This window comes from Alcanivorax sp. S6407, from assembly GCF_023016115.1.
Lineage (GTDB): Bacteria > Pseudomonadota > Gammaproteobacteria > Pseudomonadales > Alcanivoracaceae > Alcanivorax.
Genome location: NZ_JALKBH010000001.1, coordinates 420,544 through 436,378 on the forward strand (window position 1 = coordinate 420,544; position 15,835 = coordinate 436,378).

Sequence of the window (15,835 nt, forward strand, 5' to 3'; positions counted from 1 at the left end):
ATCGGAAGCCCCACAGCCTCCATCCACTTGGGATTCACGCAATTCAAGGCATAATCCGCGCTCACAGGAAGAGGAGTACGTCTAATGGATCAATATCTGCAACAAATTCAGACTTTTGCCAACGAGAACCTGATGCCATACGCATGGAATATCGTTGCTGCAATCGTCATCTTCATCATCGGTAAATGGATCGTCGCCAAGATTGCCCACGGCGTTAACCGGATGATGGACAAGCGCATCGACGCTACCGTGGCCAAATTCGTTGGCAATATCGTTCACATCATCCTGTTTGCTTTCGTCATCATTGCTGCACTTGACCAGCTGGGTGTGGAAACCACCTCCCTGGTCGCCATTCTAGGTGCTGCCGGCCTGGCTGTTGGTCTGGCACTGAAGGATTCCCTGGGTAACTTTGCCGCTGGCGTGATGCTGATTCTCTTCAAGCCATTCCGGGTAGGCCACTATGTGGAAGCCGGAGGTGCGGCGGGCACGATCAAGGAAATCAAGATTTTTGCCACCATCATGAACACTCCGGATAACAAGATCATCACCATCCCCAATGGCGCCATCATGGGTGGAAATATCATCAACTACTCTGAAATGCCCACCCGTCGAGTGGATATGGTGTTCGGGGTTGCCTATGATGCCGACCTTTCCCAGGTGAAGAAAATTCTTGAGGAAATCCTTGCTGCCGACGAGCGTGTGCTCAAGGATCCCGCTCCTGTCATCGCTGTTGCTGAACTGGCTGACAGTTCTGTAAATCTGCTGTGTCGTCCGTGGGTTAACAGCGCAGATTACTGGGGTGTCTTCTGGGGGACCACCGAGACCGTCAAGCGTCGTTTCGACGAGGCCGGTATCGGCATTCCGTTCCCGCAGATGGATGTTCACCTGGACAAGAGCGAGTAAGGAGAGATTCATGCGTAGTAAATATCTTGCTGCCATGCTGATTGCTGCCGGTTTGCCGGCAGTTTCAGTGGCGGCAGATGAAGCCGAAGGTGCCACCAAGTGGTCAGGTGATATTGGTGTCGGTCTTCTGTTCAAGCGTGGCAACACCAATTCCGACTCAACCAACGCCAATGCGAACATGAGTCGCGACAGTGCCAAATGGCGTCATACCTTCAAGGCCGACGCCAACAATGAAGAGGAAGAGGATCCGGAAACCGAAGAGTACTACCGGACAGACGAGAATTACTTCGCTTCCTACAAACTGGACCGCAAGCTGGGTGAAAACTCCAGGAACTACCTGTTCAATGTGCTCACCTACAGCAAGGATAACTTCTCCGGTTACCACTACGAGGCCAGTTATGCGATCGGTCTGGGTCGTCGCTGGATTGACACGGATCGCCAGACCCTGGACGCCGAACTCGGTCCGGGTTATCGCGTAAAGTGCCTGGATCCCCAGGACACCTATTTCAGCTGCGACAAGGCAGAAGAAGATGCTATTGCGCGTATTGGTGTGAAGTACGAGCTCAAAGTCAGTGACAACACTGTCTTCCGCGAAGACTTCTCCACCGAGGTAGGCGAAGAGGGTGCCGACACCCGTGCTGAAACCTCTCTGACTACAGCGATCAACTCGAAGTTTTCCCTGCGCCTGCGCCATCTTCTGGAGCATGACTCCAAGGCGCCTGACGGCACCAAGGAAAGCGACCACACCTTCTCCGTTGGCGTGGTTTACACCCTGAAGTAAATATTCAGGGATAGAAAAAGCCCCGGCTCGACAGAGACCGGGGCTTTTTTTGTGCCGCTTCGCGGCTGCAGCACGCTTCACGCAACACGCAACACGCGGAAGGGAAATGAACTGCGGCCGATGAGAGGTGAATTGAGGTTTGAAAGCGAGCTTCGAGTTTCGAGTTGCGAAAATCAAACCCACGAGAATAGGCGCTTTGTTGTTTGCCTTTTCGTCACTCGGTACTCACCACTCATTCCTCGCTGCCGCTCGGTTCGCACCTCAAGATGTGCCCCTGCAGCGGCTCGGGATCGGCGTAGAGCTGATAGCAGAAGCTCCTCAGAGGGTTGAGCCACGTGCTCCGCGACGGTATGGGCTGCGGCGTTTAAGAATGAGGCGGAGGGGTTAGCGTCAGGCCTCAGGCGTCTAGCATCTGGCAGCCAAAAAAAAGGAGCCCATCGGGCTCCTTTTTTTGCAGGCCAACAATCAGCCTTCTTTCAGGGCAGTGGTGATGTCCAGGACTGCGCCTTTACCGTCACCGAACAACATCAGGGTGTTGTCCTTGGCGAACAGCGGGTTGGGCAGACCGGCAAAACCGGAGCTCAGGGAGCGCTTGACCACAACAACCGTTTTGGCCTTGTCCACGTTCAGAATCGGCATGCCGTAAATCGGGCTGCCTTTGTCTTCACGAGCCATCGGGTTGGTTACGTCGTTGGCACCCAGCACGATAGCCACATCGGTCTGTTCGAAGGTCGGGTTGATCTGGTCCATGTCCTTGAGCTGCTCGTAGGGCACTTCGGCCTCAGCCAGCAGAACGTTCATGTGACCGGGCATACGACCGGCAACCGGGTGGATGGCGTATTCCACTTCGATGCCCATGGCTTCCATGGTGTCAGCCATGTCACGCACAGCGTGCTGCGCCTGGGCCATGGCCAGACCAAAGCCCGGTACAATGACGACGCGCTGAGCAGTTTCCAGCAGCATGGCCACTTCATCGGCAGAGGTGGACTTAACCTTGCCGGCGTAGACTTCGTCTTCGTCCATGGCTTCGCCAGCTTCCGCCATTACACCGAACAGTACATTGGTGAGGGAGCGGTTCATGGCTTTACACATGATGCTGGTCAGGATCAGGCCAGAAGCACCTACAAGGGAACCGGTGATGATCAGCGCGCTGTTGCCCATCACGAAACCGGCAGCAGACGCGGCAACACCGGAGTAGGAGTTCAACAGGGCGATAACCACCGGCATGTCGGCGCCGCCAATCGGCAGTACCAGCAGCAGGCCAAGCAGCATGGCTGCGGCAACCAGACCCCAGAAGACGGTCTCGTTACCCGGGTTCATCACCAGGTAGCCGATACCCACCAGAGAACCGATGAACAGAATCGCATTAACCACTTTCATGCCGGGGAAGCCCATGGGCTTGCCGTCGATGAGTTCCTGCAGCTTGGCGAAAGCCACCAGCGAGCCGGTCAGGGTCACGGCACCAATCAGTACCGCAGCACCGGTAGCGATGATGGAAACCGTGTCGTTGGCAGAACCGCGGAAGAACTCTGCTGAAGCCACGGCGAAGGACGCACCACCACCGAAACCGTTGAGCAGGGCGATCATCTGCGGCATGGAAGTCATCTGTACCTTCTTGGCCATCACGGCACCAATCAGGCCACCAACGACAACGCCGGCAATGATGATTTCATAAGTAACAATGTGCTCGTTGAGCAGGGTCACCACAGCGGCAACACCCATACCGGCTGCTGCCAGCAGGTTGCCACGTACAGCGGTCTTGGGCTTGGTCAGCCCCTTGATGCCGACAACAAACAAGACTGCGGCGATCAAGTAGGCGATATCAATCCAGTTCTGGGAAACGTGCATGAATTACTTCCTCTTGAACATCGCCAGCATTCGATTGGTGACCATGAAGCCCCCAATCACGTTGATGGTAGCCAGTACCACCGCGGTAAAACCCAGTACGTTGATCAGCATGCCGGAGTCAGAACCCGCGGCGATCAGGGCGCCCACCACAGTGATGCCGGAAATGGCGTTGGAGCCAGACATCAGAGGAGTGTGCAGGGTCGGCGGTACCTTGGTGATCAGTTCCACACCAAGGAAGATAGCCAGCACGAACAGAGTCAGTTGCGCTACGAAATCCATTATTTTTCCTCCTCGCTGTCAGCTTCTTCAGCCGGCGCTTCCGGTTTGGCCAGAGCGGGCAGGGAAAGCAGGTCGCGCAAACGGGCCTGAGGCACATCGCCGTTGTGGCTGATTACGGTTTCGGCAACGATCTCGTCTTCGAAGTCCAGCTGAACGTCGCCATTGTCGTCGAGCAGCAGGTTGAGAAGGTTTTCCATGTTCTTGCCGAACATTTGGCTGGCATGGAAAGCCACGGAAGACGGTACATTTTCCGGGCCGATAATGGTGACACCGTGCTTGACCACGGTCTTGCCGGCTTCGGTGACTTCACAGTTACCGCCACGTTCGGCTGCCAGATCGACAATGATGGAACCGGGCTTCATGGCCTTGACCATGTCTTCGGTAACCAGGATCGGGCTCTTGGCACCAGGAACAGCGGCGGTGGTGATGATTACGTCCATTTCCTTGACGACTTCAGTCATCAATTCGCGCTGACGCTTGAGGAAATCTTCACCCTGGGCCTTGGCATAGCCGCCAGAGCCTTCAGCTTCACCGGTATCCAGGTCCAGTTCTACCGGCTTGGCACCTACAGACAGGATCTGCTCACGAGCAGCGGGGCGAACATCGTAGGCTTCTACCACGGCGCCAAGACGCTTGGCGGTGGCACAGGCCTGCAGACCGGCAACACCCGCACCCATGATGAACACACGGGAAGCGTTCAGGGTACCGGCAGCGGTCATGTTCATGGGGAACATGCGCTGGGACTCAGTGGCTGCCAGCAGCACACACTTGTAACCGGCGATCATGGCCATGGAGGACAGAACGTCCATGGCCTGGGCACGGGTGATCCGCGGCACCAGTTCCAGCGCCAGGCCGGAGACCTTCTTGCCAGCCAGAGTCTGGGCAAACTGAGGATTCGCCAGCGGATCGGTCATGCCGATCAGGATCTGGCCTTCTTTCAGCTTTTCCAGGTCGTCGTTGCCGTTGGCGGTGTTGCTGCCGGGCGTCTGGACCTGCAGAACTACCTGGGAAGAAGAGAAAATCTCGTCACGATCAACAAGCTTGGCACCGGCAGCTTCAAAAGCGCTGTCCGGGTAGCCGGCGATATCGCCAGCGCCGCGCTCAACCTTGATCTCGACACCTTGTTTTTTCAGCAGTGCGCTGACATTGGCAGGCGTCAAAGCAACGCGCTGCTCGCCAGGGCAGATTTCTTTGGGAACACCGATAATCACCTGCGTTACCCCCGTCTGTGGTTCGCAAATAATCGACTTCCGGAGGGGGATGAAGGGCAACCCAATCCCCTGAAAGCCGCGTAAAGTAAGGCCTGCAAGTTGTCGACAATTCAGTCAGACAAGGATGCAGGGCCTCAGCAGGGTGCTAACCATATTGTGCGTCCACCAGCTTGGCAAATGACAAATGGTTATCGTACCGATAAGCGCTTAACAGTCTGATAACGTCTGCTAATACTTTTTCAGTGCCTGTCTGACCCAAAATGACAGCCAGAAACGACAATGAGGGGCAAATTGCCCCTCATTGTCGACATTGCGAGCCATCCTGAGCCTCAGGAAGGAAGGCGTCAATCCACCGGACTGATGGTTTTCTGGTCAACCAGAATGATGTCTTCCTGCTCCTGCATCTGAATAAAGGGGTCCAGAATGTCATTGCCGCGCACTTCTGCATCGATCACATGCAGGAAGGTGTATGCCCCCAGCAGTTTCCGGAACAGGAAGATGAATTCCTTGGGCGGCACATCAAAGTGTACGGAAATGGCGTTTTTGCCCGCCTTGTTCATTATGCGTGAGGGCAGGTCGCTCTTGCCCCAGCGATATTCCAGCTTCTCATTGAGCAGGTTGGCAGGGGGAGGGTAGCGTTCCGGATCCTGCAGAACCTCAACAGCCTCAAAGCAGAGCGAGGCAAAATCGTCGAGAATGCGGCGTGGCGTGCCTCGAGCCAGGAAGTCCAGCGCGTTGAGGGCGCGGATCAATCGGTCTGCATCATGATGGTAGGAGGCGCGGATCATTTCACGACCCGGGCCCAATACATCATTGTCGAAGTCGCGAATGGCGCCAAAATCCAGTAGTACGATCTGATCCTGTTCCGGCTCGTCGCCAATTCTCAGCAGATAATTGCCGAAATTCGGGTCGGTCTGCATCTTGTTCCATTCGAACACTTCGCGGCAGCACAATTCCATGATGGCGCGGCCGATAAAGTTACGGCGGGTCTGGGACAATTGCAGTACCGCCGGGTCACTGACCCCGATGCCTTCCTCGAAGGTCATGCACATGATGTTGTGGCTGGAATACTCCGGGATGATCTCGGGCACGATAAAGCGCGGGTCATCTGCCAGGATCTGTCGGAAATGGCGGGTGGTGTGGGCTTCCAGATCATAATCGACTTCGCGGCGCAGCATCTCCTGCACCTCTGCCAGCCACATATTGAACTGTTCGGTAATGGGGACCAGGCGGCTCAGTTTAAGCAGGCGCACCAGAGCACGCATGTCCGAGTCGATGGCATCGGCAACCCCGGGATACTGGATTTTCAGTACCAGCTGGCGGCCGTCGGACTTGCGGGTAGCGCGATGAACCTGGGCCAGGGAGGCCGCACCCAGAGGGGTTGGGTCTACCTCCAGTTCGGAAAGTTTGACTTCACCCAGCTGAAGCTGGAGATGCTTTTCAATGGCGGACCATTCCAGTGCGGTGGTCTGGTTTTCCAGGGTGTGCAGGGCCTCAGTGACCTCCTCGGGGAGGAAATGCTCACCGAACAGCGCCATCATCTGGCCAATCTTTACCACCGAGCCTTTCAGCTTGCCCAGTTCCTCGACCAGTTCCCGGGCGCGGGCAGAAAGAATTTCCTTGCGACGATCGTCACGCTTGTCCTTGCTGGTAAAGAAGGTGCCGGCACTGGCGGTGGCGTATTTGGCGCCTGCCATGAAGCCAGCCTTTGCCATGGAGAAGCGACGCTCCACGGAACCTGTTTTTACCCGTTTTACCGTTTTTCGTGTCATTGGCGAGGAAACTCCATTTGCCATCCTGATTGCCGGTGGCATTCTAGCGGGTAAACCCTTACTGGTCATTGTCCAAACCTGCGGGGTTACACACGGGATACCACAACGGAAAGGATAACAACGAATGGCAAGAACCTGGGTGTTACTCAGAGGCCTGGTCCGGGAAAAGAAGCACTGGGAAGATTTTCCCGCCAAAATGCAGGCTGCCCTGCCCAGTGACCGGGTTGTCACCGTGGATCTCCCGGGAAACGGAGAATTCTATCTGGAGCCCAGCCCGACACGTATTGGTGCCATGGTGATCCATGCCCGACAACAGTTGAAACAAATGGGGCTGGATGGGCCTTATCACCTGGTTGCGCTCTCGCTTGGCGCCATGACGGCAGTGCAGTGGCTATCCCAGGCTCCTGAAGAGGTGGCGTTTGCGGCACTCATCAACACGTCCTCAAGCCGCTTCAGCCCCTTCTGGCAGCGACTCCGTCCGGCCAATTACGTGCGTCTGATACGAGAAGGCATTCTCACCCGGGATCGGGTTCGAAAAGAACAGGCCATTCTCGAGATCACCTCTAACCTGCATGACCGCGAATTTCTTCATCAGCTGGCAGAAAAGTGGGCGGATTATGCGCAATTGCAACCGGTATCCGTGGCCAATAGCCTGCGACAGCTGCTCGCCGCCATGCGTTTTCATGCCCCAGCATCACTGCCGGCCAGCGTGCCCACTATCATCGTCAGTGGTGGCGGAGACAGGTTGGTCAGCCCAAGTTGTTCCCGACGCATGGCAGAGGCCTGGCAGCTACCCCTGAAGGTGCACCCCCAGGCTGGCCATGACCTGCCGCTGGACGCCCCGCAGTGGTTGATCAACACCCTGATCGAAGGGGTAACAGAAAGCGGCAAATAGTGTATTGACCCTCCCTGACTGTGGCCGTACCTTTGAATCAGAACTCGTGGGTTCTGATAACAATAATAGTTGTGAGGTATCTATGGCCACTCCACAGGAGCTTGCCCGCTATCAAAAAGGGCCGCAAAGCCCGCAGGAAAGGGTGTGGTGGGACCGCTATTCCCATGCAAACCTGAACCGCTGGCGCCGGGTTCAGGATCCGCTGGCGGACCGTTGTGCCGCCCAGATCAAATTTACCCGGCCCTCCGGCTTGCTCGACGAAGTGGAACGGCGAGCGAAAGAGGAGGGCGGGGACTTCCAGGCCTTTCTCGACCACTGTTACACCGTGCCTTCCTGGGTGGACTTTGACGAAATGGAGCTGGGCAGGCGGATGTATCGTCGTAATGGTGCGTTGCAAGGCCTGGTATTGATGTGCTCCAGCCTCGTTGAAGGCTATGCCCACAACAAACCGTCTCAGGTGCTGGTTGCTACCGGACGGTTGCAGAAAGATGTCTCACGGCGAATCTATGAAACCGGCCAGATGCTGCACAACATCGTCGGCGATGATGGCCTGAAGCCGGGTGGCCTTGGCCATCGGACCATCATGGAGGTGCGACTGTTGCATGCTGCGGTGCGGCAATTCCTGAGCAATAACCCGCGCTGGGATGTGGAAAAGTACGATTTGCCCATCAATCAGGAGGACATGGCCGGCACCATTCTGGAATTTGATTTCATGGTGGTGCGCGGACTCAAACGTCTGGGCGTCAAAATCAACCGGCGCGAGCATGAGTCCATGCATTATTTCTGGCGCTATGCGGGCTACCTGCTGGGCGTGGATGAAGCCTTGCTCACTACCACCCTGGAAGAACAGGAGATCATGGCGTTACAGCTTACCTCGCATTTGTATGATCCGACGCCGGACAGCGAATCCCTGGCCAAGGCTCTGCTGCGGGATATGTCTGGCAAGCCCCCGTTCAATCTGCCCTACGACGTGCTGCTGGCCTTCAGTCGATACCTGATTGGCGACAGGGTGGCGGATGATCTGAACATTCACAGCTCTGTACCTGCCAGTTCCGCCGTTCACATCGTCAAGACGGCTATTCGAGCAGCCAGTATCAGCATGCGCATGCTGCCGGATCCGGCCAAGCGGTTACTGGAAGGGTTCAACCACAACCTTGGTCGCCGAACATTACAAATCGGCCTGGGTGATAATCCGGCGCGCTGGGGATTCAAATCGTTGGGGTGAACCAGATGCCTGATGCCAATTCGCGTGCAAGCACGCTCCCACAATGAGGCGCATTACCTCGGCGTCTTACGCGCACAACAAAAAAGCCGGCTTGAAGCCGGCTTTTCTGTGTTCATTGGCTAACGAGGCTTAGCCTTTTCGGGCTACCTGGTTATCGCGGATCAGATCGATAAGATCCACCAGGATTTCCCCGGTCTCGCGGACATAGGGGTCTTCGTCCATGGCTTCTTCATGACTCTGAGGATCCAGCGCACGCTGTTCTTCCAGATCCCGAAGGGCCTTGATGTCTTCCAGAGGAGCTTCCTTGCGAGCCTTGCGACGGCTGTTTTCAATGGCCAGCCGTCGTACATCAAAGTCCTTCTGCATGCTGGCGCGTTTCTCAATGTTAAGGGAAAGCTCGTTCATGCTGCGGTTGTGATCCAGCAGGGCGCGCAGGGACTCCACATAAATGAATTCCGGGTCCTGCTTGATTCGATCGTCATGGCGCTCACGCAACATGGGCAGATAAGGAACCATGTCACTCACGCGTTGGTAGCTGGCAGAATCGATTTCATCCCAAGGCATGGCGTTGGGCAGGGAGCTTTCGCCCACATCGGCCTTGTCGATCAGGGAAGGCATGTCCACATCCGGAACGATACCCAGATTCTGGTTGCTGGAGCCAGATACCCGGTAGAACTTGGCATTGGTCATCTTCAGCTTGCCGTGGTTCAGGTCCAGCAGGGTCTGCACGGTACCTTTGCCATAGGTCTGGTCACCGACAATGAGGGCGCGACCGTAATCCTGCATGGCGCCGGCGAAAATTTCCGAGGCGGAAGCGCTGTAGCGGTTGACGATGACTGCCATGGGGCCTGCGTAGAGCACGCCGGGAAACTTGTCAGCTTCTACGCTCACCCGGCCGCTGGATTCACGCACCTGTACGGTGGGGCCACGGTTGATGAACAGGCTAACCAGTTTGTTCACTTCCAGCAGTGAGCCGCCACCGTTGTTGCGCAGGTCAATGACCAGGCCGTCGATGTTTTCCTTGCGCAGTTCCACCAGCAGTTTCGCCACATCACTGGTGGTACTGGTGTAGTCCGGATCGCCACGGTGGAAGGCGGCGAAATCCAGGTAGAATGCGGGGATTTCGATAATGCCCAGCTTGCGGGTTTCACCGTCTCGCTGGATTTCGATCACATCTTTCTTGGCGGCCTGTTCCTCCAGAACCACCTTGTTACGGATGATGCTGATCACCCGGGTGTCGTGCTCGCTGTTGATACCGGCGGGGATGATTTCCAGATTCACCTTGGTGCCTTTGGGGCCGCGAATCTGGTCAACCACTTCGTCCAGGCGCAGGCCAATTACCGGGGCCGGGGCCTCATCATCCTGGGAAACGCCGACGATACGATCAGCGGGTTTCAGCTGGCCACTCTTGGCGGCCGGACCGCCTGGGACCAGACGCACCACCTTGGTGTAACCGTCTTCGTATTGCAGTACCGCGCCAATACCTTCCAGGGAACGACTCATGCTGATGTCAAAGTTCTCTGAATTGTGCGGGGTGAAATAGGTGGTGTGAGGGTCAAACGTCTGTGTCAGGGCATTGATATAGACCTGAAACACATCCTCGGGCGTGTTCTGCTTGATACGCTTGAGCTGGCTTTCATAACGGCGGGTGAGGCGAGTCTTGATGTCCTCGTCCTCTGCGTCGTTGAGGCGCATTGTCAGCACCGCATTCTTGAACTGGCGCTCCCAGATGTCAGCCAGGGCGTCCTCATCAGCTGCCCAGTCCGCATCCTCACGATCGACACGGACGCTTTCATCGCCGTCAAACTTGAGCTCGGACAGGTCACCCTGAACCAGCTCCAGCATGGCATCAAGGCGTTGCTCGATACGGGTCTGGAAGCGGTTGAAAATGGTATAACCGGCCTCAAGCTCGCCGTCCTTGAGCTGGTCATCCAGCAGTTTGCGGTAGCGCTCGAATTCCTTGATGTCGCCGGCTACAAAATACAGGCGGTTGGGATCGAGGTCTTTCAGATACTGGTCAAGTACCCGGCTGGACAGGGCATCATTGAAGTCCAGCTTGCGGTAGTGGTACTTGAGCTTGTCCGAAATTTCCTCTGCCGCATCAGTCTGCTCACTGGTAGGTTTCAGGACACCTTCAATTTCCGGCGAAGCACGCAGGCTGCCGGTGACCTGAAGCGCGCCACCCAGAAGCAGCACGGAAAGTGCAGCAGGGAACATTTTTCGGGCTAATGACATGCGTTTTCTCAATGGTTTACCTTGTTTGTGACCCGGTAGCTGATGGCGATTATCCCAACAGCTATTACTATAGACCCGGCCGTTGTAGTGGTGTTCCCGTGAAAGCGGTTCGGAAAGCACCAATTACCAGAATTTCATACACTTAGATGTAAACCCTAGCGCAAGGGGGAAGGTTTGCACAGACTCTTTAGCCTGTTTTTCCTCGCGGGCGTCGCCGGCGCCTGTCTCCAGTTGCTGATGGGAGATATGGAGGCACCGGGGCGATTAGTCAATGCCCTGTGGGATGCGGCGGATCTGGCGGTACAGGTCTCTTTGGGGTTGATCGGGGTACTGGCGCTGTGGAGTGGTCTGTTTCGGCTGGCCGAAGCCAGCCGGTTGGCCGACCGCCTTTCCACCTGGCTTACCCCCTTGTTGTCCCGTCTGATGCCAGGCCTGAAGCAGAATCCCGCTGCCAGCGCCCCGGTGACCATGAATCTGGCGGCCAACATGCTGGGGCTGGACAATGCCGCCACCCCCTTGGGTCTCAAGGCCATGGAGGCCCTGCAGACTCACAATCCCGCCCCGCGCGTGGCCACTGACAGCCAGATCATGTTCCTGGTGCTGAATACGTCTTCGGTTACCCTGGTGCCGGTCACCGTGCTGTTGTTCCGCGCCCAGCAAGGCGCAGCTGACCCCGCAGCGATCTACCTGCCTTTGCTGATGGCTACCACTGTATCGACCTTCGCGGGGGTGTGGGTAACAGCAAAGGTGCAGAAAATTCCGCTGTTCCAGCCACTGATTCTTCTGGTGGCCGGTTTATGGCTGGCGTTGCTGGCCGGCCTGGGATTGATGGTGTGGTTGTCGCCACCGGAAGTGGCCAACATGCTGTCCAGCCTGTTGGGTAACGGCATTCTGCTGCTGGTTCTGGCCGCGTTCTTTATTGCCGCCTGGCGAACCCGGGTGGACAGCTACGACGTCTTTGTGGAGGGGGCAAAGGAAGGCTTTACCACGGCGGTGCGCATCATTCCCTATCTGGTTGCCATGCTGGCGGCTATTGCCATGTTGCGAGCTGGTGGGGTGCTAGACCTGCTGCTGGATGGATTGCGCTGGTTAGCTGCTGCACTGGGCATGGATACCCGTTTTGTGGAGGCATTACCGGTGGCACTGATGAAGCCTCTTAGCGGTTCTGGTGCCCGTGCTGCCATGATTGACGTGATGCAGACTCAGGGGGTGGATTCGCTGGCCGGGCGGATGGCTGCCGTCATGCAAGGCTCCACCGAGACCACCTTCTATGTGCTGGCCGTGTATTTTGGCAGTGTCGGAATACGGGATTTTCGCTATGCATTGTGGTGCGGTTTGGCGGCCGACGCAGCAGGCCTGATTGCTGCGATTCTGATCAGCTACGCCTTCTGGGGCTGAACAATGTTCCTGAAGGTAAGGTTGATACGACCCTGAGTCACACCGGCACGACGGGGCAAGGCATGCTGGAACCTGAACTGCACATTCGGGCTCATCAATAGCAGGGAATTATCAGCAAGAGCCAGCTTTGCACACTGGCGACGCCCGCCATCGCGTGGGCGGAAGACGAAATCCCGGCTGGCTCCCAGGCTCAGTGAGGCAATCCATGGTGCCGCACCCAGCTCTGGTTCATCATCGCTGTGATAGCCCATGCTGTCCTGGCCATCGCGGTAGAAATTGCCCAGCACACTATTGAAGTGTTGGCCGGTGAGAAGCTCTACCCTGTCCCGAACCGGAAGTAGCAGGCGAGGCCATCCGGATGCCGTTTCTGTCAGGCCGGAGTATCGGTACCGTACCCCTTTCTCTCCCTCCCAGGTGGTCAGCCGCGGGGTGCGGTGTTCCCGTCCGAATACCCGAACAAGTGGCTGCCCCCAGGCCAATTGCCGCTCAAGATTACGATAAAGATCCTGATGAAGAACCGCAGGCAATGCGTCATGCCAGAGCATCAGGGTGGCATCCTGATGCAAAGTGATAATTTCCGGTTGGCAAGGGCTGGGGGTCGCGTTCATGATCTGCTGATGTTATCAGGTGATTTACGGATTTCAGCTACAAGGACGCATCATGCTGCATCTTTTCAACATTGAAAACGGTGTGCTTCGGGAAAGGGATAGCGCTTCCGAGCCAGTCGACATGGCGCTGGCAGAGCAGGCCAGCTGGCTGGATGTGGTAGAGGCCGATGAAGCCGACCAGCAACTGGTTCAGCCCTTGTTCCGCGATGCCTTGCCGTCTGACGACAAGGAAGAAATCGAATCCTCAGCACGCTACTTCAGTGACGAGCACGGCCTGCACGTCCATTCGCTGTTCCTGATGCAGTCAGACGGCCGCTCCAAGACCGCGTCCGTGGCCTTTGTGGTTCAGGATGAGCGTCTGATTTCTTTCCGCGATGACATTCGTATGGCTGATTTTCGGCTCATGCGAATGCGAATCCGCCGTGGCTGGGTAAAAGTGTCCCAGCCAATGGATATCCTGCTCAGTATCCTCGACCAGAAGGTAGAGAACCTGGCTGATGCCATCGAAGATGTGCACCGCGATCTGGAGCAGGTGGGCTACAGCGTGCTGGAAGAGGAGAACGGTGAGCTGGACCGGGATATCGAACAACTGGCCCGGCTGGAAGATACCAACGGGAAAATTCGCCTGTGCCTGATGGATACCCAGCGTTCCATTTCGTTTATCCAGCGTTATGTGCGATCCGACAAGACCCGTCGCCGTACCTGTGCGGAAATCCAGCATGATCTGGAAACCCTGATGTCACACACCACCTTCCTGTTCGACAAGATCAACTTCCTGATGGATGCTGCCCAGGGTTTCATCAACATTCAGCAGAACCAGATCATCAAGATCTTCTCTATCGCCGCAGTGGTATTTCTGCCTCCCACCATGATTGCCAGTATCTATGGCATGAATTTTCAAGTCATGCCGGAACTGGGCTTTGAGTTCGGCTACCCCATGGCCATTTGCCTGATGATTCTTTCCGGCATCGCACCTTACTGGTACTTCAAGCGTAAGGGGTGGCTGTGAAAGGCAGTTAACAGTTAACAATTAATAGTTAACAGCTAAGATCAAAGGCAAAACCGCGCAGCTGCGACGGATGGGAATTTTACTGTAGGAGCACCGTTTATTCGCTACGCTCACCCCTTCGGGGCCGCCTTAAAAGGCGTTCCTTCGCTTCGCTCGGTGAGGTGCGAACCTTGCGGAGCAAGGGCCGGCATTAGCCGGGAAAACCCCGTGTCATCGGGGTTTTGGGGTTTCGTAACTCGTTACTCGAAACTCGCTTCTCAACCGTCATTACTCGCTTCTGCGCCATCCGTCTTCGGATTGTTCGGCTTTGCCGTCTTCGGCGAGTTTGATCAGGTGGGCCAGGAGGGAGAATTCGGCTACGCCGTGGAGGAAGGCGGGGACGTCGTCGTAGACGCTTTTTACCAGAGTGCTAACCGGTACGGATTTCTCAGAGAGGCAATCCAGGACCTTGTCTTCTCGTTTCTGGCGATGGGCGAGGGTATGGCTTAGGGCGGTTTCCGGGTCTTCTATAACATCGCCATGGCCGGGGGCCATCATGGTGATGCCGCGGCCTTGCAGCTTTCGCAGGGAAGCGAAATACGCGCCCATGGAACCGGATGGCGGCGCGATCACGACGGTGGACCCCTGAATCAGGTGGTCGCCGGTGAACAGCAGGCCTTGCTCAGTCAGAAAGCAGAGATGATTACTGACATGCCCCGGGGTCTCAATGATTTCGAGTTCCACCCCACCACAATCAATCACGTCTCCATCGGTGAGCAGGGTGTCCGCCTGCCAACTCTCATCCTGCAGCCCATCGTCCGGGACAAAGGGGCCGAGGCAACGGGCGCCAGTGGCGGCAACCAGCGCCAGGGCACCAGGGGAATGGTCTCGGTGGGTGTGGGTAACAATCACCTGGGTGATGGGCTTGCCAAGATCGTCTGCGGCGTGCAGCAAGGCCTGGAGATGGTCATGATCTTCCGGGCCGGGATCAATCACGGTGAGGCTGTCCTTGCCATACAGATAACTGTTGGTGCCGGGACCGGTCATCATTCCCGGATTGCGGGCCAGCACTCGCCAGGCATGGGCCCCGATGGGCGTGGCCTGGCCTGGGATCAAGGACGCCATAAAGACTCCAGGGTGTCAGGAACGCGAATTGTGACCATTATCACCGCATCTTGCCAGTCCGGGATGGTCAGGGCGAGGGATAGGCGATCCTGGAAAGGGGGGCAATCTCCCATTTGTCGGCCGGTTGGCCGCCCGCGGGATAGCGGGCGACCATGGCAAACGCGTAGTGCCGGCCCGCCGGGATAAACAGCAGGAGTTTCTCCTGTTGCTGATCAATAACGCGGCAATCGCTGCCCTCATCATCGCACTCCAGTGCCGTTGCCTGCAGCGTCACCCCGGCAAGATCGAGCTCCCCATCATTATGGATGGTGCCGGTAAAACGGATGCCGGACTCCGATTGCACCGTTTCCTCTACCACAACGCGAACACCATCTGGCGGCAGGGTAACCTGGTCATGCTTGCCGGGCTTGAGTACGCCGAAGGTCAGAATGGCAACGGCAATTGCAGTAACCGTCGCGGTGATCACAAAGACCCGCTTGCCTCGTTGCCAGCTGGCAAGCAGCAGGGCGATAACGGCGATAACCACAGTCAATATCAGCAATAGGCGCATTTCACCTCCTCTTGTGC

At 56.7% G+C, this 15,835-nt stretch carries 14 protein-coding genes; 6 read left to right on the forward strand and 8 right to left on the reverse strand.

The genetic code is table 11. The features are described 5' to 3' along the window. Nucleotides 1-84: 84 nt before the first annotated feature. Nucleotides 85-903 carry a mechanosensitive ion channel domain-containing protein gene (locus MWU49_RS01905; RefSeq protein ID WP_246967403.1) on the forward strand — a complete coding sequence of 273 codons (819 nt, stop codon included), beginning with the start codon at nt 85-87 and terminating at the stop codon, nt 901-903. 10 nt (nt 904-913) lie between these two features. Next, the gene (locus MWU49_RS01910) at nt 914-1,684 is read left to right on the forward strand and encodes a DUF481 domain-containing protein (RefSeq protein ID WP_246967406.1); all 771 of its coding nucleotides are present in this window, start codon (nt 914-916) and stop codon (nt 1,682-1,684) included. Between the two features lie 465 nt (nt 1,685-2,149). Here MWU49_RS01910 and MWU49_RS01915 read toward each other — a convergent pair whose 3' ends face one another. The 4 genes from MWU49_RS01915 to MWU49_RS01930 all read right to left on the reverse strand — a co-directional run bounded on the left by MWU49_RS01915 (nt 2,150) and on the right by MWU49_RS01930 (nt 6,794). Further along, a complete protein-coding gene (locus MWU49_RS01915) occupies nt 2,150-3,532 on the reverse strand; it encodes an NAD(P)(+) transhydrogenase (Re/Si-specific) subunit beta (RefSeq protein WP_246967409.1) in 1,383 nt (460 codons plus the stop codon). A 3-nt stretch (nt 3,533-3,535) separates the two neighbouring features. Next, the gene (locus MWU49_RS01920) at nt 3,536-3,811 is read right to left on the reverse strand and encodes an NAD(P) transhydrogenase subunit alpha (protein ID WP_246967413.1); all 276 of its coding nucleotides are present in this window, start codon (nt 3,809-3,811) and stop codon (nt 3,536-3,538) included. Beyond that, on the reverse strand, nt 3,811-5,022 hold the full coding sequence (locus MWU49_RS01925; RefSeq protein WP_246967417.1) for a Re/Si-specific NAD(P)(+) transhydrogenase subunit alpha: 1,212 nt from the start codon (nt 5,020-5,022) through the stop codon (nt 3,811-3,813). The genes MWU49_RS01920 and MWU49_RS01925 overlap by 1 nt, the downstream gene beginning before the upstream one ends. 344 nt (nt 5,023-5,366) lie before the next feature. Beyond that, entirely contained in the window at nt 5,367-6,794 is a 1,428-nt protein-coding gene (locus MWU49_RS01930) for an AarF/ABC1/UbiB kinase family protein (RefSeq protein ID WP_246967419.1), read from the reverse strand. A gap of 124 nt (nt 6,795-6,918) precedes the next feature. Between MWU49_RS01930 and MWU49_RS01935 the strand changes: the two genes are divergently transcribed. Together MWU49_RS01935 and MWU49_RS01940 are read left to right on the forward strand one after the other, a co-directional pair. Continuing rightward, complete coding sequence (locus MWU49_RS01935) at nt 6,919-7,689, forward strand: alpha/beta hydrolase (RefSeq protein ID WP_246967421.1); 771 nt, start codon at nt 6,919-6,921, stop codon at nt 7,687-7,689. Between the two features lie 82 nt (nt 7,690-7,771). Then, nucleotides 7,772-8,914: an oxygenase MpaB family protein gene (locus MWU49_RS01940; RefSeq protein ID WP_246967423.1), complete on the forward strand. Its 1,143-nt coding sequence runs from the start codon at nt 7,772-7,774 to the stop codon at nt 8,912-8,914. A 129-nt stretch (nt 8,915-9,043) separates the two neighbouring features. On the opposite strand, the gene MWU49_RS01945 is transcribed toward MWU49_RS01940, so the two are convergent. Beyond that, nucleotides 9,044-11,149 carry a carboxy terminal-processing peptidase gene (locus tag MWU49_RS01945; RefSeq protein ID WP_246967425.1) on the reverse strand — a complete coding sequence of 702 codons (2,106 nt, stop codon included), beginning with the start codon at nt 11,147-11,149 and terminating at the stop codon, nt 9,044-9,046. A 174-nt stretch (nt 11,150-11,323) separates the two neighbouring features. Between MWU49_RS01945 and MWU49_RS01950 the strand changes: the two genes are divergently transcribed. Then, complete coding sequence (locus MWU49_RS01950) at nt 11,324-12,547, forward strand: nucleoside recognition domain-containing protein (RefSeq protein WP_246967427.1); 1,224 nt, start codon at nt 11,324-11,326, stop codon at nt 12,545-12,547. On the opposite strand, the gene MWU49_RS01955 is transcribed toward MWU49_RS01950, so the two are convergent. Further along, nucleotides 12,529-13,155 carry an alpha-ketoglutarate-dependent dioxygenase AlkB gene (locus MWU49_RS01955; protein WP_246967429.1) on the reverse strand — a complete coding sequence of 209 codons (627 nt, stop codon included), beginning with the start codon at nt 13,153-13,155 and terminating at the stop codon, nt 12,529-12,531. The two genes, MWU49_RS01950 and MWU49_RS01955, sit on opposite strands and share 19 nt — an antisense overlap. A 52-nt stretch (nt 13,156-13,207) precedes the next feature. Between MWU49_RS01955 and corA the strand changes: the two genes are divergently transcribed. After that, nucleotides 13,208-14,164 (forward strand): magnesium/cobalt transporter CorA, encoded by a 957-nt coding sequence (gene corA / locus MWU49_RS01960; RefSeq protein WP_246967431.1) that lies wholly within the window; start codon nt 13,208-13,210, stop codon nt 14,162-14,164. 267 nt (nt 14,165-14,431) lie between these two features. Here the strand turns inward: corA and MWU49_RS01965 are convergent, their stop codons facing one another. Both MWU49_RS01965 and MWU49_RS01970 read right to left on the reverse strand, forming a co-directional pair. Further along, the gene (locus MWU49_RS01965; RefSeq protein ID WP_246967434.1) at nt 14,432-15,268 is read right to left on the reverse strand and encodes an MBL fold metallo-hydrolase; all 837 of its coding nucleotides are present in this window, start codon (nt 15,266-15,268) and stop codon (nt 14,432-14,434) included. Nucleotides 15,269-15,335: 67 nt separating this feature from the next. Continuing rightward, nucleotides 15,336-15,818: a hypothetical protein gene (locus MWU49_RS01970; RefSeq protein WP_246967438.1), complete on the reverse strand. Its 483-nt coding sequence runs from the start codon at nt 15,816-15,818 to the stop codon at nt 15,336-15,338. Nucleotides 15,819-15,835: the final 17 nt, after the last annotated feature.